15 protein-coding genes and 3 pseudogenes are annotated in these 22,562 nt (G+C 64.6%); 10 read left to right on the forward strand and 8 right to left on the reverse strand.

Going from position 1 to position 22,562, the window contains the following annotated elements; translation table 11 throughout:
• Positions 1-164: 164 nt before the first annotated feature.
• From ACVDG8_RS30520 to ACVDG8_RS30535, 4 genes are all read left to right on the forward strand, one after another.
• A complete protein-coding gene (locus tag ACVDG8_RS30520) occupies positions 165-1,196 on the forward strand; it encodes a 2-aminoethylphosphonate ABC transporter substrate-binding protein (protein WP_447251774.1) in 1,032 nt (343 codons plus the stop codon).
• Between the two features lie 64 nt (positions 1,197-1,260).
• Entirely contained in the window at positions 1,261-2,376 is a 1,116-nt protein-coding gene (locus tag ACVDG8_RS30525) for an ABC transporter ATP-binding protein (RefSeq protein ID WP_447251775.1), read from the forward strand.
• Complete coding sequence (locus tag ACVDG8_RS30530) at positions 2,369-3,226, forward strand: 2-aminoethylphosphonate ABC transporter permease subunit (protein ID WP_447251776.1); 858 nt, start codon at positions 2,369-2,371, stop codon at positions 3,224-3,226. Before ACVDG8_RS30525 ends, ACVDG8_RS30530 begins: the two co-directional genes overlap by 8 nt.
• Before the next feature lie 2 nt (positions 3,227-3,228).
• Positions 3,229-4,023, forward strand: a complete 795-nt coding sequence (locus ACVDG8_RS30535; protein ID WP_447251777.1) for an ABC transporter permease subunit — start codon at positions 3,229-3,231, stop codon at positions 4,021-4,023.
• A 12-nt stretch (positions 4,024-4,035) separates the two neighbouring features.
• Here the strand turns inward: ACVDG8_RS30535 and ACVDG8_RS30540 are convergent, their stop codons facing one another.
• From ACVDG8_RS30540 to ACVDG8_RS30575, 8 genes and pseudogenes are all read right to left on the reverse strand, one after another.
• Complete coding sequence (locus ACVDG8_RS30540; RefSeq protein ID WP_447251778.1) at positions 4,036-5,286, reverse strand: hypothetical protein; 1,251 nt, start codon at positions 5,284-5,286, stop codon at positions 4,036-4,038.
• Positions 5,270-5,431, reverse strand: coding sequence for a hypothetical protein (locus ACVDG8_RS30545; RefSeq protein ID WP_455707358.1), 162 nt, complete (start codon positions 5,429-5,431; stop codon positions 5,270-5,272). Before ACVDG8_RS30545 ends, ACVDG8_RS30540 begins: the two co-directional genes overlap by 17 nt.
• Positions 5,428-8,304, reverse strand: coding sequence for a peroxidase family protein (locus tag ACVDG8_RS30550; RefSeq protein ID WP_447251780.1), 2,877 nt, complete (start codon positions 8,302-8,304; stop codon positions 5,428-5,430). The genes ACVDG8_RS30545 and ACVDG8_RS30550 overlap by 4 nt, the downstream gene beginning before the upstream one ends.
• A gap of 70 nt (positions 8,305-8,374) precedes the next feature.
• Positions 8,375-10,084, reverse strand: coding sequence for a thiamine pyrophosphate-binding protein (locus ACVDG8_RS30555; protein WP_447251781.1), 1,710 nt, complete (start codon positions 10,082-10,084; stop codon positions 8,375-8,377).
• A 297-nt stretch (positions 10,085-10,381) separates the two neighbouring features.
• Complete coding sequence (locus ACVDG8_RS30560) at positions 10,382-11,587, reverse strand: ROK family transcriptional regulator (RefSeq protein ID WP_447251782.1); 1,206 nt, start codon at positions 11,585-11,587, stop codon at positions 10,382-10,384.
• Positions 11,588-11,747: 160 nt separating this feature from the next.
• Positions 11,748-12,986, reverse strand: a complete 1,239-nt coding sequence (locus ACVDG8_RS30565) for an NAD(P)/FAD-dependent oxidoreductase (RefSeq protein ID WP_447251783.1) — start codon at positions 12,984-12,986, stop codon at positions 11,748-11,750.
• 8 nt (positions 12,987-12,994) lie between these two features.
• The gene (locus ACVDG8_RS30570; RefSeq protein WP_455707359.1) at positions 12,995-13,945 is read right to left on the reverse strand and encodes an aminotransferase-like domain-containing protein; all 951 of its coding nucleotides are present in this window, start codon (positions 13,943-13,945) and stop codon (positions 12,995-12,997) included.
• A 257-nt stretch (positions 13,946-14,202) separates the two neighbouring features.
• Positions 14,203-14,400 (reverse strand): annotated as a pseudogene (locus ACVDG8_RS30575) (GntR family transcriptional regulator); the annotation flags it as partial.
• Between the two features lie 284 nt (positions 14,401-14,684).
• Between ACVDG8_RS30575 and ACVDG8_RS30580 the strand changes: the two are divergent.
• The 6 genes and pseudogenes from ACVDG8_RS30580 to ACVDG8_RS30605 all read left to right on the forward strand — a co-directional run bounded on the left by ACVDG8_RS30580 (position 14,685) and on the right by ACVDG8_RS30605 (position 22,364).
• Positions 14,685-15,848, forward strand: a complete 1,164-nt coding sequence (locus tag ACVDG8_RS30580; protein WP_447251785.1) for an ABC transporter ATP-binding protein — start codon at positions 14,685-14,687, stop codon at positions 15,846-15,848.
• Positions 15,845-16,896: pseudogene (locus ACVDG8_RS30585) on the forward strand (ABC transporter substrate-binding protein). Before ACVDG8_RS30580 ends, ACVDG8_RS30585 begins: the two are co-directional and overlap by 4 nt.
• A gap of 8 nt (positions 16,897-16,904) precedes the next feature.
• Positions 16,905-18,188 (forward strand): ABC transporter permease, encoded by a 1,284-nt coding sequence (locus ACVDG8_RS30590; RefSeq protein WP_455707360.1) that lies wholly within the window; start codon positions 16,905-16,907, stop codon positions 18,186-18,188.
• A gap of 2 nt (positions 18,189-18,190) precedes the next feature.
• Positions 18,191-19,009 carry an ABC transporter permease gene (locus ACVDG8_RS30595; RefSeq protein WP_447251788.1) on the forward strand — a complete coding sequence of 273 codons (819 nt, stop codon included), beginning with the start codon at positions 18,191-18,193 and terminating at the stop codon, positions 19,007-19,009.
• 100 nt (positions 19,010-19,109) lie between these two features.
• Positions 19,110-20,168, forward strand: coding sequence for a glycosyltransferase family 4 protein (locus tag ACVDG8_RS30600; protein ID WP_447251789.1), 1,059 nt, complete (start codon positions 19,110-19,112; stop codon positions 20,166-20,168).
• A 34-nt stretch (positions 20,169-20,202) separates the two neighbouring features.
• Positions 20,203-22,364 (forward strand): annotated as a pseudogene (locus ACVDG8_RS30605) (amylo-alpha-1,6-glucosidase).
• Positions 22,365-22,562 lie beyond the last annotated feature (198 nt).

The raw sequence follows: 22,562 nt of genomic DNA on the forward strand, positions 1-22,562 counted from the left end.
AGAAGTTTGTCTGTCATAAAATAAATAGATTTTACTTATCGATCGTGAACCCCCAAAGTTGACACAACGACGACATGCACCAGCGCTAAGGAACCCATAGCGGACCAGTCAGCGCAACCACGAGTGCGTCGCAAAATGTGCATTCCACAAAAGGGGAACTGACCATGAAATCGCGAAATCTTATTGTAACCATGACCTTTGCCGCAGCGCTGCTCGGCTCATCCGCGCTCGTCGCGCCGGCGCTCGCCGATGGCGTCGTGACCATCTACTCGGCCGATGGCCTGCATGACGGCAACGGCAGCTGGTACGAGACCGAATTCGCCGCCTTCACCAAGGCGACCGGCATCACCGTGCAGTATATCGAGGGCGGTTCGGGCGGCGTCGTCGAACGCGTCGCCAAGGAGAAATCGAACCCGCAGGCCGACGTCCTCGTGACGCTGCCGCCCTTCATCCAGCGCGCCGCCGCTGACGGCCTTTTGCAGGATTATAAGCCCGAAGGGTCGGACCAGATCGACGGCGGCACCGACAAGTACCGGCCGCTGGTCAACAACTACATGAACTTCATCTACAACGCCTCCGTGTTGTCGGAAGCGCCGAAGAGCTATGACGACCTGCTCGATCCGAAGTTCAAGGGCAAGATCCAGTATTCGACGCCCGGGCAGGCCGGCGATGGCACCGCCGTGATGCTGCAAATCATCCATGCCTTCGGCGGCGAGGACGCGGGCTTCGGCTTCATGAAGAAGCTGCAGGAAAACAATGTCGGTCCGTCCGCTTCGACCGGCAAGCTGACCGCGCTGGTCAACAAGGGCGAACTGCATGTCGCCAATGGCGACCTGCAGATGAACCTGTCGCAGATGGCCGGCAATCCCAACATCAAGGTGTTCTGGCCAGCCGGCCCGGACGGCACCCGCTCGACCTTCGCGCTGCCCTACGAGGTCGGCCTGGTCACCGGCGCGCCCAACAGCGACAATGGCAAGAAGCTGATCGACTTCCTGCTGTCCAAGGAAGCGCAGTCGACGGTGAGCTCCGTGGCGCTCGGCCTGCCGGCACGCAGGGATGTGAAGCCTGACGACGCCAACTTCGCCAAGGCGCAGGATATGATGAAGGGCGTGACCATCTGGGCGCCGAACTGGGATGACGCGCTGACCAAGCTGCCCGACTACGTCAAGAAGTGGAACGAAGCGACCGGAAGTTGATCTCCTGGTGACCGGATCCGGAGGACAAACCATGTCGGTGCCCGCTTTCACGGGAAGCAATGTCATGGACGTTGACGCCGCGAAAATTCGCGGCGCCGGCTCCAATGTCCACTTCGACAAGGTCAGCGTCGCCTATGGCACGCATGTCGTGCTGCACCCGCTGACGCTCGACATCGCGCCGGGCGAGATCCTGGCGATGATCGGACCCTCCGGCTCCGGCAAGACGACGGCGCTGCGCGCCGTCGCCGGTTTCGTCAAACCGGCGAGCGGCCGCATCCGCATCGGCGCCACCGACGTCACCGATCTGCCGCCCTATGAGCGCGGGCTCGGCATGGTGGTGCAGAACTATGCGCTGTTCCCGCATATGCGGGTCGAGGACAATGTCGCCTTCGGCCTGAGGGCACAAGGCGCCGACAAGGCGCTGATCGGCGAGCGCGTCAAGGACGCGCTCGCGACCGTCGGCATGTCCGGCTTTGCCGGGCGCTATCCGCGTGAGCTTTCCGGCGGCCAGCAGCAGCGTGTCGCCATTGCGCGCGCCCTGGCGGTCAGGCCGCGCGTGCTTCTGCTCGACGAGCCGCTGTCGGCGCTCGACGCGCAGATCAGGCGCAACATGGTCGAGGAGATCGCCAAGCTGCATCGCGATCTGCCGGGGCTGACGATCCTCTACGTTACCCACGACCAGACCGAAGCGCTGACGCTTGCCGACAAGATCGCCATTATGCGCGACGGCAGGGTGTCCTCGCATGGGCCGACGGGTGAGCTTTACCGGCGGCCGCCGAACCGCTTCACGGCTGAGTTCCTCGGCCGCGCCAACCTGTTGCCGGTCACGGTCGCTGAAGGAGCCGCAGGACCGAAGGGGATGGCCACCGCGAAACTCGGCGATGCCGTGCTTGCCGGCGCGGGACGCAGCGAGAAACCTGGCGACAAGAGCCTGCTCTGCATCCGGCCGCAGCATCTCAGCCTCACCGGCGACGAGGAGCATACGAACAGGATCGTCGGCACGCTCAAGGAGGTGCACTGGCAGGGCGAGCTCACCCATCTGGTGCTCGATGTCGACGGCACGCCGGTACGCGTCTCGGCGACCAGGCTGCCGGTGAGCCTGCCGGAGCGCGGCTCGGCGATGCCGCTGTTCTTCACGCCCGGCGATACGTCGCTCGTTCCGGAAGACGTCCGTGGCTGACGCGGTCGCTCTTCCCGCGCCGATCACCAGAAGGGTGCCCGGCAGGCTCTGGATCGTGCCGCCGACGGCGCTCTTGGCGCTGTTGTTTTTCTATCCGCTGGCGCTGATTGCGCGGCAGGCTTTTCTCGACGACAGCGGCGTGGCCAATGTCGCGGAGTTCGCGCGCGTGCTGCATGCGCGCTTCTTCCTCAACGCGCTCATCAACACCATCACCATTTCGGTTGCCGCGACAACCGGATGCCTGATCGTCGGATTGGTGCTGGGGCTGATCCTCGCCTTCGTGCCGTTTCCCGGCAGCGGCGTCATCGCGCGGCTGATCGACACCTTCATCGCCTTGCCGACCTTCCTGGTGACGCTTGCCTTCACCTTCCTCTATGGCTCGGCCGGCATGCTCAACGCCGGATTGATGGAAGTGTTCTCGCTGCAGGCGCCGCCCGTCGATTTCCTCTATTCGACCTGGGGTGTGATCCTGGCTGAGGTCACCGTCTACTCGCCTTTCGTCTTGCGTCCGCTGCTTGCCGCCTTCTCGCTTGTCGACCGCGGCCAGATCGAAGCGGCGAGCGTGCTTGGCGCAAGGCCGTTCCGCATTGTCCGCCAGGTGATCCTGCCCGCCGCCATCCCGGCGCTGATTGCCGGCGGGAGCCTGTGCCTGCTGTTGACCGTCAACGAGTTCGGCATCGTGCTGTTCATCGGCGCAAAAGGTGTCATCACCTTGCCGCTGCTGATCTACAGCAAGGCGATCCAGGAATCGGCCTATCAGGTCGCCTGCATCATCGCGGTGATCAACATCGTCTTGTCACTGGGGCTGTTCAGCCTCTACCGGTTCGCCGCCGGCCGGCTGGGGGTCTAGCCATGCTGGTCTGGTCGCGCCCCGGTCGCATGCTGATCTGGCTTGTCTTTGCGCTGGTGTTCGGCGTGCTGTTCCTGGCGCCGCTGGCGGTCATCCTGCTGTCCAGCCTTGCCGGCCAGTGGAACGGCGTGCTGCCCAGCGGGCTGACGTTCGAGCACTACACCGACGTCGCGCGCGGGGCGGCGTGGAACGCGGTCAAGGCCAGCCTGATCACCGGCTTCCTGGCCAGCGCGCTGGCGCTGGTCAGCGGCACCTGGGCGGCACTTGCGCTGCGTGTCCAAGGCGCCACCCTGGCGAAGGTGCTCGGCTTGCTGTTCTTCATTCCAAGCGCCGTGCCTTCGGTGTCCGTCGGCCTTGGCCTGCTGGTTGCCTTCAGCCATCCGCCGCTGCTGCTCAACGGTACGATCGCGATCGTCATGATCGCGCATTTCGTGCTGATCTCGGCCTTCACCTTCGGCAATGTCTCGGCCGGACTGGCGCGGCTTTCGCCCGACTTCGAACAGGTGGCGTCGAGCCTCGGCGCGCGTCCGGCCTACCGGCTCCGGCACGTCACGCTGCCGCTGCTTGCGCCCTATCTGGTTGCCGCCTTCGGCCTGAGCTTCGCGCTGTCGATGGGCGAGCTTGGCGCGACCGTCATGGTCTATCCGCCGGGCTGGGTGACGCTGCCGGTATCGATCTTCAGCCTCACCGACCGCGGCGATGTCTTTGCCGGCGCCGCGCTGACCATGATCCTGGTGGCGGCGACGCTGGTCCTGCTGCTCGGGCTCGAACGACTGACCGGGCGCCAGACGCGATAGTAGCGGAGCGCCCTAATGCCAATCGCGCGCGTGGTTGAGATGCGCGTCGGTCAGGCCGTTGCGGAAGAAGCGTTCATAGTAGCCGACATCGACATGGTGCACTTGCAGCCATATGCCTGGCACATGGATGGCGTCGCAATGTGCCGGGAAGCGGCCGTGGGTCTCGTAGATGTAGGTGCAGATGTCGCGCACGCAGTCGATCACGTCCTGCGTGTAGACCGCCGCCTCGCTGAGATAGCGATGGCCGTAGTCGCCCTTGTAGATTTCCGAGAACAGCTTCTCGTCGGAGAACAATCCGGCCTTGCCGAATTTCTCCTCGACCACTTCGGCGACGGCGTCGGCCATCGTGTCGTAGTAAGGCGGCGACATGCCCTTGATCAAATGCTCGCCCTTGAAGCGCAGGCCGATCGGGTTGCTGCGCAGGTTCGAATATTTCGGCAACGGGACCTGCCAACGCAGAAGGTCCATGAGGCGCCAGCGCGGCACGGCCACGTCGAAGCCGAGCATCGGGCCATAGGTCTTCGAGAATTTCGGATCGCCGAGCAGTACCGGCGGGCTGATCGAGCCATGGATCCAGGCGCCGAGCCCCATGGCGTCGGCGACGAGGAAGAGGTTCTGCACCAAAAGGTCCGCCTCGATCTGCGTGCGCAGCGAACCGATGGCGCCGAGCGAGATCTTCAGGTCCTTGTTGAGGAAGCCGTTCTTCACCCAGCGCTTGACGCCGGCTGGGCGATAGAAATTGCGGTCGTCGACGATGTTGGGCCGCGCACCATCCGGTTGCGTCAACAGGTACATCATGCCGTTGATGTACTGGCGCGAGAGGTCGACGACCGGCAGCAGGATCGTCGTCCCCGGCAGGTTGGACAGGAAGCGGTTGGAATCGAGATAGGCGGGAAAGTCGCGCAGGCTCTCGGCAACATCGAGACGCTTGTCGAGGATGCGAACCTTGGCGTCTCGTGCCCGCTCGATCAACCGCTCCAGCGTGAAGGCGGTGTTGCCGTCGGCGGGCGGCGGCAGCTTGCGCAGGAAATAAGTGCCTGAGTCATTGATCAGGAAGAAATGCGTGCCCTGCGCATTGTCAGGGCTGCCGGCGGTGCGGCCGGCCATGGTCAGATTGGGCTTGGCCATGATCGGTTTCCTGGTCGCCGGGTCCTCGAAAGGCCGGTCGGGCATGGTCAGCCCGGTGCAACCCGTCATGGCGATCAGCACGGCCTCCTCAAGCTCAGACAACGGCTCGCGCGGCTGGTCAGAGACATAGCTCATGCTGCCGGCCAGCACCGAACTGCCCTGGCTGACGCGGTGTGCGGCGGCGGAAGATCGTCTCGATGAGCGGCCGCTTCAAAAGCTGGTCGAGCCCGGAAGCGATGCTGCCACTTGCGGCCTGGGCTGGCTTCATTGGCGCGGTCATGGTCTTGCTCCCGTCATCGCCGGATCGGTGCTCGCCGGCACGATCGGCCGCCAGGGCGCAAAGGCGCTCTGCGTCCTCGGCAGCACCGAGGCGAGATCGGGGCAGTGGCGCAGGATCAGGCTGGTCATGCCGTTGTTGGCGATCCAGTCGATACCGAAAGGCGAATAGATCTCCGGCCTGTAGTCGACGGTGAGGAAACGGTCGCTCTGCAGCCGCCGCGAGGCCATCAGGATGAAGATGCGGAAGGCGGTGTCGCTGAAGCCGAAGCCAGCCGGTGCCGGTTCGGAGAGCAAGCCGACGACGGTGTCGATCTTGTCGACATCGCCATAGAGTTCCTTGAGCAGCCGGGCATCCTCGGCGCTGGTGGTGACCTCCTCGAAGCTCCGGATGCGCGGCCGGTGCAGGCCGGCGCGGAAATCATTGTAGCGCGGCACGCCGCGACGCCGGGTGCGCACGATATCGACGACCGAGAGATCGATGATCTCGTTGTCGCGCTCGAGCTTGAGCAGCGCCTTGGGGAAGTTGTGCAGCGCGATGGCGCCGGGATGCGCGATGCCGAAGGAATAGAGCGTGTTGCGCAGACCGAAACTACGCATGATGTCGTCGGCGCCGGCGCCCTGGATGTCGAGGAAGCCCTTCTCGGCGATCTTCTCGCCCGATCTGTGGTGGTAGAAGCAATAGTCGTCCGGCAGCAGCGGATGCATGCGGTAGACGGTGGTGAAATCCTCGGTCAGAGAGTAGGGCGCCGTGTGATGGTCGGGCATCGTCTTCGGGATGCCGACGGAAGCGTGCTCGTCGACCAGCCACAGGCCGAGTTTCGTCACCCGGTCATTGGCCGGGGGACCATTCCAGTTGCTCGACAGGCCGACCTCGATCGCCCGCGTGGCGAGGATCGCCGGCGTCCATTCCACGGTGTGGATCTTGGCGATCAGCGCCGAGACGATGAGCCGCGCGGTCTGGTAGATGCGCTCGTCGTCCCAGTTCTTGTAGCGCAGCCGCAATTCGTCGCAGAGCAGATTGTGCTCGCGCGCGAACAGCGTGTGCATGGCGCTGAGGCCGAGCCACCAGCTTTCGTTGAAGCCGGTCACCTCGAAGCCGTGGATGTCGGTGGGCAGATGGTTGTCGACGAGCCGGATCTTGGCGCCTTCGCGCAGCATGTTGGCCTTGGTGCTGTTGGGGCCGTAGACCTCCGAGCCGTCCCACCAGTGCGAGGCGGCGTTGCCGAAATAGATCGGCGGCTGGCCGGGGCCACGGTCGAGCGCCTGGTTGCCGGCAATGCGCATGACATCTTCCGGCTTGCCGCCGACGGCGTTGGTCCACTTCATGCCGGGCGGCAGCGGGACGATGACATCATCCTTGCCGAGCGGATTGCGCGCATGGTTCACCCAGTCATGCACCTGGAACTGGATCCAGGCGGCGGCCAGGATGTTGAGCGACCGCGCTGGGACGAAGGTGTCGCGGTGCAGCAGTTTTTCGGCGACGATCACCGGGTTCGGCGTGTCGAACAGGTCCGGCTTGTAGGCCGGCGTCAAATTGCGCCCGAAGGTGGCGCCGACCGCGCCCATTGTGGGCATCGACAGGTCGTTGTAGCTGCCGTCATAGGTGCGCGTCTGGCGGACGTCCTCCGCGATCGGCGATTGCGGCTCGGGCCGCGCTTGCGGCGGCTCTTCGACGACTTCGGTGTTGATGAGGTTTTTCTCTCGCAAAACATAGCGGAAGGCGTCGAGATTGAGCAGGCTGAGCCGAAGCGGCAGTCTGTGCCATTCGATGCGGCGATTGATCACCAGGAAGGACTGGCGGGCGATGGCGCTCAGCAGACGGTTGCGCAGCGGCGTCTCCGTGCGCCAACGATAGGCAAGGCGGTGCGCCGCACTTGCGTCATACACGACCTTGCGCGCCCGGTTGAGATTGCCGAGCGGCTTGAACTCCTCCGTCGTGTTCCAGGGATTGAAGGCGAGCTCGTCGATCACCCTGGTGTTGGTGAAGGCTTCGGAGGTGCCCGCCGACGGCCGAGTGATGGTGAGCTCCGCCACCTTGACCGGCGGCGAGGTGGTTTGCGTCCATTCGATCGCCGTGTCCTCGATCGGCGTCGAACGCTCGTCGACGAAAGGCTGGACACAGAGCTCGAAGCGGACATCGCCCGCCGCCAGCCGCGCGGCGAATTCGTTTGCCAGATAGCTCGCATCGTTCTCCGACGGATCGGGAGCGGGAGCAGCGCTCGGCACCGGACGCAGCAGATAGCGCACGGCCAGCGTCTCACCCCAGCGTATGGCGCCGCGGCTCCAGAAAGTCTCCAGCGCGACGCTGCGTACCTTGTGGCTGCGGCCGGCCGAGATGTTCCTCAGCATCCGGATCACTTCCGCCGGGCCGAAGCGGAAAGCGAGGCCGATGAGACCGAAGACCTTGCCGATCGTGCCGCCGGCCGTGGCCTTGGCGAAGGCGACGAATTGCCTGGCATCGCGGGCATGCGAAACCGGGAAGTTCGTGGCTAGAAGGTCGTGCTGCTCCTTGTCAGAGACCTTGATACGCAGCGCGACGCCGCGCAGGTCGGGCTTGTAGTCGGCCTGGCCCGAACCGTTGGCGTTGGAGAAGCGCACGATCGCCGGATAGGATTGTCCGGCTTGCGCAAAACCGGCGCGGAATTCGGCGGGCAGGTCGTCGTTGAAGCGCAGCGTGGCGTCGATCGAAGCGAAGATCGGCTTGGCGTGGAAGGCACGCTGGATGCCGGCCGCCTTGGAGCGCTGCTTGGTCTTCAACTGGACATGCATCATGTCCTGCGCCAGCTGTTCGAACAGTTTGCGTTCCCGCTCGTCGGAGCCTTGCGGTGTCTCGCGCCAGTTCGTCGTTGCGTGCTTGCCAGGTTGCGTCAACACGATAAGCCTCCGTGCTCTTTGTTTCACGCAATTCCGGACGGAAAACCGCTAGGCACTTTCCTGGAATTGCTCAGTCCGAGCGGATGCGTCTTTCGATCATCTCCGCGACGCCCGCGAACAGGCCTTCGGGCGAGGGGCTGTAATGCGGCAGCGCCAGTCGCGTGATGTGCGCGTCGATGATGGCCGGCTTGCCAAGCGCCAGCGCTTCTTCGAGCGCGGTTTCGAAGTCCTCCAGCGTCTCGACGCGATAGCCTTTGGCACCGCAAGCCTGGGCGAAGCCGACATAGTCGGGGTTGTCGAAATCGACCAATCCGTATTCCTGGTAGGATTGCAGCTGGTAGAGCTTGATCAGCTGGAATTCGTTGTTGTTGAAGACGATCCAGATCACCGGGATGTCGTACTGGACGGCGGTGAGCAGCTCGAAGCCGGAGAGCAGATAGCAGCCATCGCCGCAGCCGACGATCACCGGGCGATCGGGATGGGCGAGCTTGACGCCGAGCGCGCCGTTGACGCTGCCGGCCATCGGCCCGAAGCCGCCAGGCTTACGGAAATTCTGGCCGGGCGCGATCTGCAGGTAATAGCCGAGCCAGGCGAGATGGGCGCCGGCATCGGCGAGAACGATGGCATTGTCGGGCAGGCGTTTCGAGAGCGCCTGCGCCATCTGTCCAGGATGGATCTTGCCCGTCAGATGAAGGATATGCTCGTCGCTATAGTCGGTCGCCTCACGGTCCGTCGGCGGGCTCGGCTCGAGCATGTCCGACATCTTGTCGAGCAGCGCGCCGACCGCGAGTTTCGCGTCGCCGATGATGGCGCCGTCAGCCTTGTAGACCTTGTCGATCTCGTTGATGTCGATGTTGATGTGGACGAGCTTGCGATTGGCGAACAGATCGTCGCGGAAGCCGAAGGTCGCATGCTGGGCAAAGGAGTTGCCGACAGCCAGCACGATGTCGGCATCGAGGAAGGCTTTCCAGGCGGCGCTATGGCCGCTGTCGCAGAAGATGCCGACGCAGAGCGGGTGCCGCTCGGCGATGATGCCCTTGCCGTCAAGCGTGGTGGCAAAGGGGATCTGATAGCGCTCGACCAACTGCTTCAGTTCGTGGCCGGCGTCGCTTTTCACCGCGCCGAAGCCGATGAGGGCGAGAACCTTCCTGCCCTTCTCCAACGCCTCCACGAGCGTCTCGGCAACATCCTGCAGCCTTGCAGGGTCCGGCAGGACGGGCCTCACCTGGAGATTGACCGGGCGGAAATTGTCGACCGAGACATCATGCTCGGTGAGGTCTTCGGGCACATGGATATGGACGGGACCTGGCCTGCCTTCGAAAGCGATGTTGACGGCTTCTTCGAGCACGTCGCAGGTCTTCGCTGCATCGGTGAGCAGGAAGGATTTCTTCGTCGTCGCGGCAAACATCGCTTGCGAGTCGGGCGTGCGGCTGACGCCCGAAGTCTCGTTGAGCGCGCCCTTGCCAGTCCATTTGCGCGAGGCGAAGCCGGATATCGCAAGCACCGGATAAGAATCCGACATGGCGACCGCCAGCCCTGAGAACAGGTTGAAGGCGCCGGGACCGGCGGTGGCGAAACAGACGCCGAGCTGGCCCGAGAACATCGCATTGCCGCAGGCCATGAAGGACGCCGCCTGTTCGTGGCGGGTGATCACAGGCCGGATCGATTTGGAGTGTTTCAGCGCCAGCATCAGCCCGGCGGCATTCTCGCCGGCGCCGCCGAATGCGGCACCGACGCCAATGCCTTCCAGGCCTTTCACGATCGCCTCGTAGACCCTCATTGGCATGCCCCCGGATTGCCCTGCGGCCAGCCAAGCGGAACAACTCCGATGTCAATGTGGCGGCGAGGCGCAACAGTATTTAGAAATGAAATCGATACAGGCGGAATTTGTGCTGTCTGACGGGCGTTGACTGTGAAGCAGCTAACATTTGCTGCTGAATGCTGGCGATGGTTGCTTCGCGGGAGCCAAGTATTTCTCTTGGCGTGAACGGCAAGCTCCTGCGTGGGCCGGCTCGTTGGCGAGGCGACGAGATAGTCAGCGACTTTCCACAGTCAGGGTTGACGAACCGCCATGAGATCAGCCCACCGGCTTTTGCAGCACGTCGAATTGCGGGTTGGTTTCCGAAAAGATCGGCAAGGCCGCGGCGCCGAGCACGGACGTGTCCTTGCCGGCGGCGCCGACAAGAACGCGCGGCGTCACACGAGCGCTGGTCGAGCTGACCGAGAGATGCAGCGGCTCGAGCCGGCTGGCGAGTTCCTCGATCACCGGCAGCGGCATGAAGCCGCCGAGCACGACGGTCTCGGGGTCGAGCGCCATTTCGAGCACGTCGATGGCCTGGCGCAGCGGATCGACTGCCTCGGCAAGCCAGGCTTCGAAACGGCTGTCGCCGTTTGTCAGGAGTTCTTCCAGCATGTCGGGTGAGGCATGATCGGGATCCGGCAGGTCGAGCCTGTCATAGGCCGCGCGCAGCGAGACATAGCGCTCCAGACAGCCGTGCTTGCCGCAGTCGCAAGGCAGGCCGCCGGGCTTGACGATGATGTGGCCGATCTCGCCGGCATTGTGGCGGCTGCCCTTATAGAGGTGGCCGTCGAGAAAGAGGCCTGCGCCGAGACCCGTTCCGATGAACAGATAAACGAAGCTATCGAGCTTGCGGGCAACGCCGTAAAGCCGCTCGCCTATTGCCGCGGCGGTGGCGTCGTTTTCGACGGTGACGGCGATGCCGGTCAGCCGTTGCAATTCCTCGGCCACGGGGAAGTCATTCCAGCCCGGCAGTGCAGTCGGGCCGACCGAGGTCATGCCTTCGACGCCGAACGGGCCGGGCATCGCCATGCCGATGCCGAACAGTCTTGTCCGGTCGAGGCGGGAGGTTGCGATCAGATCACCGCAGATCGCGGCAAGCAGCGGCATGGCCTCCGCCGGCGTCGGCCGGTCGACGCTTTGTTCGACGCGGGCGCGCATGGTGCCGGAGAGGTCGGTGACGACGCCGACGGCAAGCTGATGATCGAGCTGCAGGCCGATCGAATAGCCACCGTCGGGATTGATCGAATAGGGCACGGCCGGCTGGCCGCGCGCGCCCTTCAGCGTCGCCTCCGGCCGCAGCAGCCCGGCCGCTTCCAGCTCTTCGACGATGTTGGAAATTGTCTGCGACGACAGCGCCGTCAGCCGGGCGATCGCCGCGCGCGACAAGGAGCCATTGGTGCGGATAGCCTCGATGACCACGCGCCTGTTGTGCGACTTGGCCTGTTCGAGATTGGTGCCGGAGATGGCTTTCTTGAGAGACATGAGATACTTACCAGCCACGCCAAGTGTATGATACCACTTTAGAAAATCAAGTTGATTTAATTATACAAGCGTGCGGCCGCCAGCTAAAGGCTGAGCCGGGCCGCGTCAGGCTCTGCATTGCAGGGATGTCTGAGAAATGTCGCGCGCCGGACGCCGACGCTCAGCCAAAGCGCGCTGCGGCGAAATCGGCTGCCGACGGCATGTCGCGGCCGGCGATGAAGCCGGCGATCCAGCGGGCCGTCACCGGGGCCAGCGTCAACCCGAGATGACCGTGACCGAAGGCATAGAGGACATTCGGCGACCTCGCCGAAGGGCCGATGACCGGGCGCGAGTCCGGCAGCGACGGCCGGAAGCCCAGCCATTGCGAGGAGGGGCGGCCGGGATCGGGGAAGAACTGCCGCACACCACGATCGAGCAGCGCCAGCCGCCGCGGATTGGGCGGTGCGACCAGGCCGCCAAGCTCGACCGTACCAGCAATCCGCAGCCGGCCGGCCATCGGCGTCATGTAGAAGCCGAGGTCGACCGGACAGACCGGCCGCGTCAGCAGGGGCGTGCCGGCCTCAAATTCCAGATGGTAGCCGCGTTCGGTCTCGAGCGGGATCGTGTCGCCAGCCTGCGCGGCCAGCGGGCGCGAGAAGGCGCCTGCCGCGATCACGGCGGTCTTCGCCGAGATGCCGAAGCCCTGGCCGCTTAGCCGTACTTCACCGCCGCGCGTCTCGAGGCTGGTGATCCTCGCCTGGGCCAACGTGACGCCGCGCGCCGTTGCCGCCTCGAACAGCCGCCGCATCACAAGCGATGGATCGGTGACGTTCATCGAATCCGGGAAATAGAGGCCGCCACCCATGACCGGCGGCAGGTTGGGCTCCAGCGCCGCGACTTCGCCAGGTGTCAACATCTGCTGGTGGATGCCGAAACTGGCGCGCAAGGCGCGGCTCGAAGCCGAGCCAGCGAGGTCGGTCGGGTTGCGGTACAAATAGAGGCAGCCGTTGCGGCGCAACAGATCGGTGAGCTTGGCCTCGGCGGCCATCTCCTCCCAGGCGGGCAAGGCGTCGGCCAACAGGCCGGCAAGCGCGGTGGCGTTGGCGCGGGTCGCCGCTGGCAGCGACTGGCGCGCGAAGCGTATCAGCCACGGCGCCAATTGGAACAGCGCCGGCCAGCGCAGCGAGAACGGGCTATCCGGATCGAACAATAGTTTCGGTAGGGCGCGCAGCACGGCCGGCGTGCCGACTGGGACGCAGGCGTATTCGGCGAGCGTTCCGGCATTGCCGAACGAGGCGCCGGAGCCCGGCGCGTTGGGGTCGATGAGCATCACCTCGCGGCCCTCGGTGGCAAGCCGCAAGGCCGTCGCCAGTCCGACAACGCCGGCGCCGACAACGGCGATCTCGACAGTGTTTGACATGTCAGCTCCTAAACGAAGCCAGGCAATTGCAGGTGACCGGCCGCGAGCAGGTCTGCCATTGTGGCGAGCGCGGAGCGCAGGTCCTCTTGCGAGCGCGCCGCGCCGACATTGATGCGCACGCCATGCTGCACCGGCTCGCGGCCGACCGCGAAGGCATCGCCAGGCAACACGGCGACGCCACGCTCCAGGCAGGTGCGGGCAAAGCCGGCGCCGCGCCACGGCTCAGGCAGGCGCAGCCAGGCGTGAGTCGAGGTCGGATGGCTTTGGATGTCGAAGCGGCCGAGGATCTCGCTCAGGATCGCCTGGCGCTGGCGCAGTTCCTGTTTCTGGATGTCGATGATGCGGGCAGCGGTGCCTTCCTCGATCAGCCTGGCACCGATCAGCGCCGTCAGCGGGCTGATGCTCCAGCAATTGATGCGCAGCGCCGCCGCGACTTGGCCGGCGATCGGTCGCGGGGCGATGACGAAGCCGAAGCGCAGGCCAGGCGCCAAGCATTTCGACAGCGCACCGAGATGGATCGTGAGTTCCGGCTCGACGCTGGCGAAGGAGGGCGGCGGATCGTCGGCCAGCGGCCGGTAGACGTCGTCCTCGATGATCAGCACGTTGTGGCGCCGGGCGACCGCGGCCAGCTCAAGCCGCCGCTCCGCGCTCAAAGTGATGGTCGTTGGATTGTGCAGTGTCGGCACCAGGAAAACCGCGCGGGGACGCAGCTGTGCGCAAGCAGTCTCGAAGGCATCGGGGCGCATGCCGCCGCGATCCATGGCGACGCCGCGCAAGTCGAGGCCATGGACGCGGCAGAGCGCGTTGATCCCCTGATAGGTCACCTCGTCGGCGAGTATCACCTCGCCTTGCCTGGTGACGGCGCCGAGCACGCAGTCCAGCCCATGCTGGGCGCCGGCGGCGAGCACGACACGACCTGGGTCGCCATCGCCGGCAACGGATTTGAACCAGTCGGCCACCGCCACCCGTGCCCACAGCGGTCCTTCCGGCGGGTGATAATCCTGCAGCGCCAGGTAATGCCTGTCCCTGGACAGGCGCGGCAAAGGGCCGCGACCGCATCGAGATAGGCCGAGGTGGCGGGCCGGTTGACCGAAAGATCGATGATGCCTGTCTCGTCGCTCGGTGCCGAGACGAAGCCTGGCCGTTCGCCTTGTTCGCGCGCGGCAACCGTGGTGCCCCGCCCTGGGCGGGCTTCGAGCAAGCCGCGCTCCTGAAGCGTCGACAAGGCGCGCGTCACGGTGGTGACGTTGATCCCGAGCGCGCGCGCGATCTCGCGCTGCGGCGGCAGCCTTTCGCCGATGGCGAGGCTGCCGGTCGCAATACGCTCGGCGATCGCGTCGGCGAGGCGGCGATAAACCGGATTTTCATCCTCGGCAAGGCGGAGGTCTTCGAGCATACGGGCGGATTCGGCCATGATTGTTTCCAAGGCTCTAGCACAGGACAATGCTCCGGGCAATACTGCTTGTGTGGCCACACAATCAGCGTTTTGGGATAAAAATTATCACACAATCACGGCATAAATCGACTTGACGGCCAAACTTGTATGCATCTATGGTCGAATTCAGATTGATTGTGTGAGCATACAAGTTTCGGCGTTTGGCCAAAAATCGCCGACTCCCGAAGGGATGGAGACATGCGTCACAAACCGAATACAGCTTCAGCCTGCCGCATGAGCAGCACGCATCGGGATTGCGTGCGATGAGCGCCGGTCAAACCGCGCCGGCGGCGTTCCCACAGGCGCCATCCGCCGCCAGCCAAGGCTTCGTCGAGTTCGCCGATGTCGAGAAGTCCTATGACGGGCGGAGCTTCGCGGTGACACGGATGAACCTCTCGGTGGCGCGCGGCGAATTCCTGACGCTGCTCGGGCCGTCCGGCTCCGGCAAGACGACGACGCTCAATATGCTCGCCGGCTTTGAGCGGCCGACGCATGGCACGATTACGCTGGAGGGACAGCCGGTCGACCGGTTGCCGCCTTATCGGCGCAACATCGGCATGGTGTTCCAGAATTATGCGCTGTTTCCGCATATGAGCGTCGAGGAGAATGTCGGTTTACCGCTCTCCGTCCGCCAGGTCAGCAAAGCCGATATCGCGGTCCGCGTCGGCCGCGCGCTCGACATGGTGCGGCTCGGGCAATTCAGTGCCCGCCGCCCGGCGCAGCTTTCCGGCGGCCAGCAGCAGCGCGTGGCGCTGGCCCGCGCGCTGGTGTTCCAGCCGAGCCTGGTCCTGATGGACGAGCCGCTCGGCGCGCTCGACAAGAAACTGCGCGAGCACATGCAGCTCGAGATCAAGCAGATCCACACCATGCTCGGCGTCACCATCGTCTATGTCACGCATGACCAGAGCGAGGCGCTGACGATGTCGGACCGCGTCGCCGTGTTCAACCAGGGCGGCATTGCCCAACTCGGCTCGCCGGACGATCTCTACAACACCCCGCATAGCTCCTTCGTGGCGAGCTTCATCGGCGAGAACAACACTCTGGAAGGCGTCGTCGATCGCATCTCGGGCAAGGAATGCCGGGTGCGCCTCAACGGCGGTGGCGAACTCACCGCATTGGCTGTCGGCGTCGCGCAAGGCGTTGCCTGCCACGTCGCGGTGCGGCCGGAGCGGCTCACTCTGTCAGCGGCCGGCAACGACGCCAACGCGTTGCCCGCAACGGTCGACGGACGGATCTATCTCGGCGATCACCTGCGTCTTGTCGCCAGGCTCGCCAACGACCAGGTGCTGACCGTCAAGGTCGGCCCCGAAGCGACGATGGCAAACGGCGAGACCGTGACGGTCTCGTGCGCGCCCAACGATTGCCGCGCCTTTCCGGCCGAGGCCGGAGCGGGCGGCTCCATTCCAAAACAGGGGAAAACGACATGACACAGATAAGAACACGCTTACTCGCGCTCGCGGCCGCCACGGCCTGCATGACCATCGCCGGCGCCGCCTTCGCCGATGAGCTGTCGATCATGGCAAGCGGCGGCGCCTGGCAGGACGCGCAACGCAAGGCCTGGTTCGAACCGTTCGCGAAGGAGACCGGCGCCAAAATCCTGGAGCAGGAATATCTCGGCGATCTCGGCAAGGTCAAAGCCATGGTCGAGACCGGCAACGTGCCGATCGACCTAGTGACGGTGGAGACCGCGACCGTGCTGCAGGGCTGCGACGCCGGTATCCTGGAGCGGCTGGACTATTCCAAGATCGGGCCGCGCGACAAATTCATCGAGGGCTCGGCGCTGGATTGCGGTGTTGGTCTCGATGCTTACGGCGACATCCTCGCCTATGACCCGACCGTGCTCAAGGAAGCGCCGACCTCGGTGCTCGACCTCTTCGACACGAAGAAATTCCCGGGCAAGCGCGCCATGCGCAAGTTCCCGGCGCAGAACCTTGAATGGGCGCTGATGGCCGATGGCGTGGCGCCTGCGGACGTCTACAAGGTGCTGGCAACGCCGGAAGGCGTCGACCGCGCTTTCAAAAAGCTCGACACGATCAAGAAGGACATCGTCTGGTGGGATGCCGGCGCGCAGCCGGCGCAGCTTCTCGCCTCAAGGAAGTGGTGATGACGACGGCCTGGAATGGCCGCATCCAGAACGCCATCGACACCGACGGCAAGCCGTTCAAGATCGTCTGGAACAACCAGATCCTCGAATATGACATGATCGCCATTCCGAAGGGCGCGCGCAATCCGGAGCTTGCCTATAGGTATCTTGCCTATATCAGCAAACCCGAGAACAACGCCAAGCTCGCCAGCTACATCACCTACGGTCCAGTGCGCACCGACGCGGCGTCCTTCGTCGCCGCCGACGCGCTGCCGAAACTGCCCAACGCTCCCGACCATCTCGCCGGCGCCTATCTGGTCGCCGACACCGAGTTCTGGGGCGACTATGGCGAGGACCTGGTCAAGCGCTTCAACGCCTGGCTCGCCCAGTAGGGGACGGCATGTCGGCGCTCCAGCCCAGCGAACTCGACCGGCCCGCGCTGGCCCGCGGCCGGTCTGCGGCCGCCGACGCGGATCTCAAATCCGTGTCGGCGGCGCTCCGGCGCGCCGAATTCGGCGACCGGATGCGCTCGCTGGCGCTGGCGGCGCCGTTGCTCATCCTCCTGGCATTGAGCTTCGGCATCCCGATCGTGCTGTTGCTCTCGCGCGCCGTCTACGATCCGACCATTGCGGATGGCCTGCCAAGGACCGCCACGGCGCTGGGCGGCTGGAACGGCCAGGGCCTGCCGGCCGACGATGCCTTCGCGGCGCTGGCTGCCGACCTCAAGGACGACCAGGCCAAGGGCACGGCCTATGAATTGGCCAAGAGCCTGAACGCCCGCCTGCCAGGCGCACGCAGCCAGGTGCTGAAGACGGTGCGCAAGCTTGAAAGCGTCGACGGCCAGGCCGCGCTCGATGCGGTGAAATCGGTGCCGTTATGGTCCGCGCCATCGACCTGGCCGGCGGTCCGGGGCGGCACTCAGAGTTTCACCTCCTTCTATCTGCTCAGCGCGCTGGACCTGCGCTGGAACGCCGACGGCGGCATCGAACGGGTGCCGGCGGAGCAGGCGATCTTCGTGCAGGTGTTTTTACGCACCTTCTTCGTCGCGGCGGCGGTGACGCTGGCAACGCTGATCCTCGGCTTTCCGCTCGCCTATCTCATCGCCAATGTACCGAAGGGGCTGGCGGCGATCCTGATCGTGGCGGTGCTTTTGCCGTTCTGGACCTCGATCCTGGTGCGCACCGCGGCCTGGACGGTGCTTCTGCAGAAATTCGGCCTGGTCAACGACCTGCTGCTCTTTACCGGTATCGCCAGCGACCGTCTCGATTTGATGTACAGCCGCATCGGGCTGATCATCGCCATGACGCATATCCAGCTGCCGTTCACGCTGCTGCCGATCTACAGCGTCATGCGCACCATTCCGGCCTCGCAGATGAAGGCCGCCTATTCGCTTGGTGCGCGGTCGTTCACCGCCTTCCGGCGCGTCTACATCCCGCAGGTATTCCCGGGGGTGATGGCCGGCTGCCTGCTCACCTTCATCCTGTGCCTGGGCTATTACATCACGCCGGCGCTGATCGGCGGCGCCAGCGACCAGCTAATCAGCAACTTCATCGCCAACTACGTCAATGTCGAACTGAACTGGGAGATGGCGGCGGCGCTCTTCTTCATCCTGCTCGTCTTCACGCTGGCGCTGTTCGGCATCTTCGCCCGCATCCTCGGCCTCGACCGTCTGAAGCTGGTGTAGCCATGCTGTTGTCCCCTTACCCTACAACCGGCGAACGAATCCGCATCGCCTTGCTCTGGATCTGGTGCGGCCTGGTCATCCTGTTCCTCTTGGTGCCGATCCTCATTCCGGTGCCGCTCTCCTTCAACAGCGGCGCCTTCTTCATCTTTCCGCTCGAAGGCCTGTCGACGCGCTGGTACGAAGTGGTGCTCGGCACGCAACGCTGGCAATCGGCGATCGGCAACAGCCTGATCGTCGCCCTCGGGACGACGATGATTGCGGCGACGCTCGGCACATTGACGGCGATCGCGCTTTCCGACGAGAAGTTTCCTGGACGTCGCATCATCATGCCACTGCTGTTGTCGCCGCTGATCGTGCCGGTGGTGATCACCGCCGTTGGCTCGTATCTGTTCTATGCTCGCGTCGGGCTCGCCAGCACCTATGCCGGTATCATCCTGGCGCACACCGCTTTGGCGAGCCCCTTCGTGGTGGTGACGGTGGGCGCCAGCCTGACCGGCTTCGATCGCAATCTGATGCGCGCCGCCGCGATCTCCGGCGCAAAGCCGCTGACCGCGTTCTTCCGGGTCATGCTGCCGCTGATCCTGCCTGGCGTGCTCTCGGGCGCGGCCTTCGCCTTCGTCACCTCCTTCGACGAAGTGGTCGTCGTGCAGTTCCTCGCCAGCGCTGGGCAGCGCACCATGCCGCTCGAAATGTTCATCGGCCTGCGTGAAAAGCTCAGCCCGGCAATCACCGCGGCGGCGACCCTGATGATGGGACTGTCGATCCTGCTGCTCCTGGTCGCGAATATTCTGGCAAGGCGTGGGCGCAAGGCGTCCACTTAACCGGCCGGTCTCGGCCCCGCATCAGTTACCCGCGACCAATTGGGCAGGAACGATCTCGGCACTGACGCATTTTGCTTCGCGTCAACAGCTGAGGGACCCGATGCGCATCGCCCATGTCGCGCCGCTCTATGAATCCGTGCCGCCGAAACTTTATGGTGGAACGGAGCGGATCGTTTTCTACATCACCGAAGCCCTGGTGGAACTGGGCCACGATGTGACGCTGTTCGCAAGCGGCGACAGCGTCACGTCGGCGCGGCTGGTGTCCGCCCGTGACCAGGCGATCCGCCTCGATCCGCGGCCGAAGAAATCGGAAATCGCGGCGCATCTCGCCATGCTCGCCGATGTGCGCGAGCGCGCCGGCGAATTCGATGTGATCCATTTCCATCTCAGCCATTTCCTGCATTTCCCGTTCTTCGAGGAGATGGCGGGACGTACGGTGACGACCCCGCATGGCCGTCTCGACTATGTCGACCTGGCGCCAGCCTACCAACGCTTTCCGCGCTTTCCGATGATCTCCGTCTCGCACAGCCAGAAGCGCGGACTGCCCGATGCCAATTGGCTGGCGACGATCCACCATGGATTGCCGCTCGACGCCTATCAGCCGACCTATGAGCCGCAGTCGGAGGAGCCGTATCTGGCTTTCCTCGGGCGCTTGTCGCTCGACAAGCGCCCGGACCGCGCCATCGAGATCGCCCGCCGCTCCGGCCTCAGGCTCAAGCTGGCGGCCAAGATCGGCGATGACGACCGCGCCTATTTCCACGATGAGATCGAGGCGCTGATCGATGGCCAGCGGATCGAGTATGTCGGCGAGATCACGGAAGACCAGAAGGCAGAGTTTCTCGGCAATGCCGCCGGCCTGGTGTTCCCGATCGACTGGCCGGAGCCGTTCGGCCTCGTCGCCATCGAGGCGATGGCGTGCGGCACGCCGGTGATTGCCTGGAATTGCGGCGCCTTGCCGGAGATCGTCGACAATGCTGTCACCGGTTTCGTCGTGGATAAGGTGGACGAAGCGGTGGCCGTGGTGCCGTCCCTGCTTCAGTTGGATCGCCGGCAGGTGAGGGCGGCCTTCGAAAAGCGGTTTTCGGCCACTAGAATGGCGCGCGACTATCTTGCGGCCTATGCGCGCCTGATCGGCACCAGCGAGGCGAAAGCCTCCTGAGCCGCACGTGGCGGGGCAAATGAAGAGGTGACGAATGACAGAGCTCGACGAGCGCAAGCTCGATCCCGCGGTGGCCCTTGCCTCGCTGGACGAAACGGCGCCACGCGAACCGCATCGGCTGTTTGCGCTCAAGCAGGGCGACTGCTTCATCGTCGCCGACGGCTATGGCGACATCAGGGGTTCAGGCGACGGCTTCTTCCGCGATGATACGCGCGTGCTGTCCGAATTCAGGCTGACCGTCGGCGGGCGACAGATGTCATTGCTCGGCGCCTCTCTCAGCCAGGACAATGTGCTATTCACCAGCAATCTCACCAACCTGCCGATCCAGAGCGCCGGCGGCCGCGATATTCCGCAGGGCGCCATCCACATCGAGCGGGTCCGGCTGATCTGGCAGGACAGGCTGTTCGAGCGCATCACGCTTTCCAACTACAGCCGCGAGCATTCGACCATTGCCGTCTCGCTGCATTTCGCCGCCGACTTTCGCGACATGTTCGAGGTGCGCGGCTCGACCCGGCAGAAGCGCGGAACGGCGCACATCGCCAAGACCGACAAGGTGTCGGTGCAGCTTGGTTATGATGGCCTGGATGGGCTGCCGCGGCTGTCGGCAATCTCATTCTCGCAGACGCCCGACCAATTGAGCGACAGCCGCGCCGATTTCATGATCGCGGTGACCAAGCGCAGCCAAAAGGTGCTCTATGTCGAGGTCGGCTCCGAGGTCGCCGACACGCCCGGTAGCGAACGCTTCCGTGCAGCCGCGGCGCGCGCCCGCTTCGGCATGCGCGCCAAGCGCCGGCATGGCGCCACCACGCGCAGCTCCGGCCGTGTCTTCAATGACTGGATCGAGCGCGCCCGCGCCGATGTGGCGCTACTCACCACGGAGCTTTCGACCGGACCTTATCCCTATGCCGGCATTCCGTGGTTCTCGACGGCCTTCGGGCGCGATGGCGTGATATCGGCGCTGCAGATGCTGTGGCTCAATCCGGGCCTGGCGCGCGGCGTGCTGGCCTTCCTGGCCGAGCACCAGGCGACCGAGACGTCGCCCTTCAGCGATTCGCAGCCGGGCAAGATCATGCACGAGACGCGCAAGGGCGAGATGGCGGCGCTGCGCGAGCTTCCTTCGGCCGCTACTATGGCGGCGTCGACACCACCCCGCTCTACATCCATCTCGCCGCGGCCTATGCCGATCGCACCGGCGACATGGCTTTCATCGACAAGCTGTGGCCGTCGCTCAAGGCCGCCGCCGAATGGATGGAGGAAGCGAGCCGCGCTACCGGCTTTGTCACTTATCAGCGCGCCGCTGAATCGGGCCTCGCCAACCAGGGCTGGAAGGACAGTTTCGACTCGGTTTTCCATGCCGACGGCCGCATCCCCAAAGGGCCGATCGCGCTGGTCGAGGTGCAGGGCTATGTCTTCGCCGCCTATCGTGGCCTGGCGGCGCTTGCACGCCGCCGGGGCGAATATGCGGACGCCGAGCATTGGGAAGGTCGGGCCGAGGAAATCCGGATCGCCGTCGAGCGTGATTTCTGGCTGGACGACGTGAACTTCTACGCTTTGGCCATCGATGGCGAGGGCCAGCCCTGCAAGGTCCGGACTTCGAACGCAGGCCACCTGCTTTTTGTCGGACTGCCGCAACCCGAACGCGCAAAGCTGGTCGCTGACCAGTTGCTCTCCGCTTCCTTCCATTCCGGCTGGGGCTTGAGGACGCTCGCGGACGACGCGATCTTCTTCAACCCGATGTCCTACCACAACGGTTCGATCTGGCCGCATGACACCGCGCTCTGCGGTGTCGGCCTGGCGCGCTATGGCGAGCGCGACAGCGTGGTGCGGCTGATGAGCGGCACGTTCGAGTCCGCCGTCCATTTCAACATGCGGCTTCCCGAGCTGTTCTGCGGCTTCACCCGCTCTCCCGGCGAGGCGCCGATCGCCTATCCAGTCGCCTGCCTGCCGCAGGCCTGGTCGGCGGGCTCGGCCTTCATGCTAATGCAGGCCTGCCTCGGCCTGGAAATCGATGGCTGGGACGGCGAACTGCATGTGACGAACCCGCGGCTCCCCATCGGTATCGACACTTTGACGCTCCGGCATTTGAGCGTGGGCGAACGCTCTGTCGATCTGACCTTCCAGCGGGTCGGCGACCGTGTCGTCGCCTTTCTGTCCGATCGGTACGAGGGCCAGGTGCCGCTCATCGTGCGGACTTAAAGTGCGTCGTGCTGAAACGGACGCAAGCGACGCGCCTTAAGTCTTTGTTCCAATGCATGTCGTTGTCCCGGAACCGCTCCACACTTCCGGGCGACATGCGTTGGAACGGATCGCGCCAAGCCTGCGTCAACAATCGCGAAATGTCGGAACCGAGCGCCGGCTTGTGCGTTGCACACTCGTTACCGGCCTAAGGTCCGC

This window comes from Mesorhizobium sp. ORM8.1, assembly GCF_053005525.2.

Bases quoted from the DNA above. Each gene is read 5' to 3' on its own strand.
- ACVDG8_RS30540 (WP_447251778.1), bottom strand. From the start codon at position 5,286: ATGAGCTATGTCTCTGACCAGCCGCGCGAGCCGTTGTCTGAGCTTGAG.
- ACVDG8_RS30565 (WP_447251783.1), bottom strand. From the start codon at position 12,986: ATGTCAAACACTGTCGAGATCGCCGTTGTCGGCGCCGGCGTTGTCGGA.
- ACVDG8_RS30590 (WP_455707360.1), top strand. From the start codon at position 16,905: ATGTCGGCGCTCCAGCCCAGCGAACTCGACCGGCCCGCGCTGGCCCGC.
- ACVDG8_RS30545 (WP_455707358.1), bottom strand. From the start codon at position 5,431: ATGACCGCGCCAATGAAGCCAGCCCAGGCCGCAAGTGGCAGCATCGCT.
- ACVDG8_RS30535 (WP_447251777.1), top strand. From the start codon at position 3,229: ATGCTGGTCTGGTCGCGCCCCGGTCGCATGCTGATCTGGCTTGTCTTT.
- ACVDG8_RS30580 (WP_447251785.1), top strand. From the start codon at position 14,685: ATGAGCGCCGGTCAAACCGCGCCGGCGGCGTTCCCACAGGCGCCATCC.
- ACVDG8_RS30520 (WP_447251774.1), top strand. From the start codon at position 165: ATGAAATCGCGAAATCTTATTGTAACCATGACCTTTGCCGCAGCGCTG.
- ACVDG8_RS30595 (WP_447251788.1), top strand. From the start codon at position 18,191: ATGCTGTTGTCCCCTTACCCTACAACCGGCGAACGAATCCGCATCGCC.
- ACVDG8_RS30555 (WP_447251781.1), bottom strand. From the start codon at position 10,084: ATGAGGGTCTACGAGGCGATCGTGAAAGGCCTGGAAGGCATTGGCGTC.
- ACVDG8_RS30600 (WP_447251789.1), top strand. From the start codon at position 19,110: ATGCGCATCGCCCATGTCGCGCCGCTCTATGAATCCGTGCCGCCGAAA.
- ACVDG8_RS30525 (WP_447251775.1), top strand. From the start codon at position 1,261: ATGGACGTTGACGCCGCGAAAATTCGCGGCGCCGGCTCCAATGTCCAC.
- ACVDG8_RS30560 (WP_447251782.1), bottom strand. From the start codon at position 11,587: ATGTCTCTCAAGAAAGCCATCTCCGGCACCAATCTCGAACAGGCCAAG.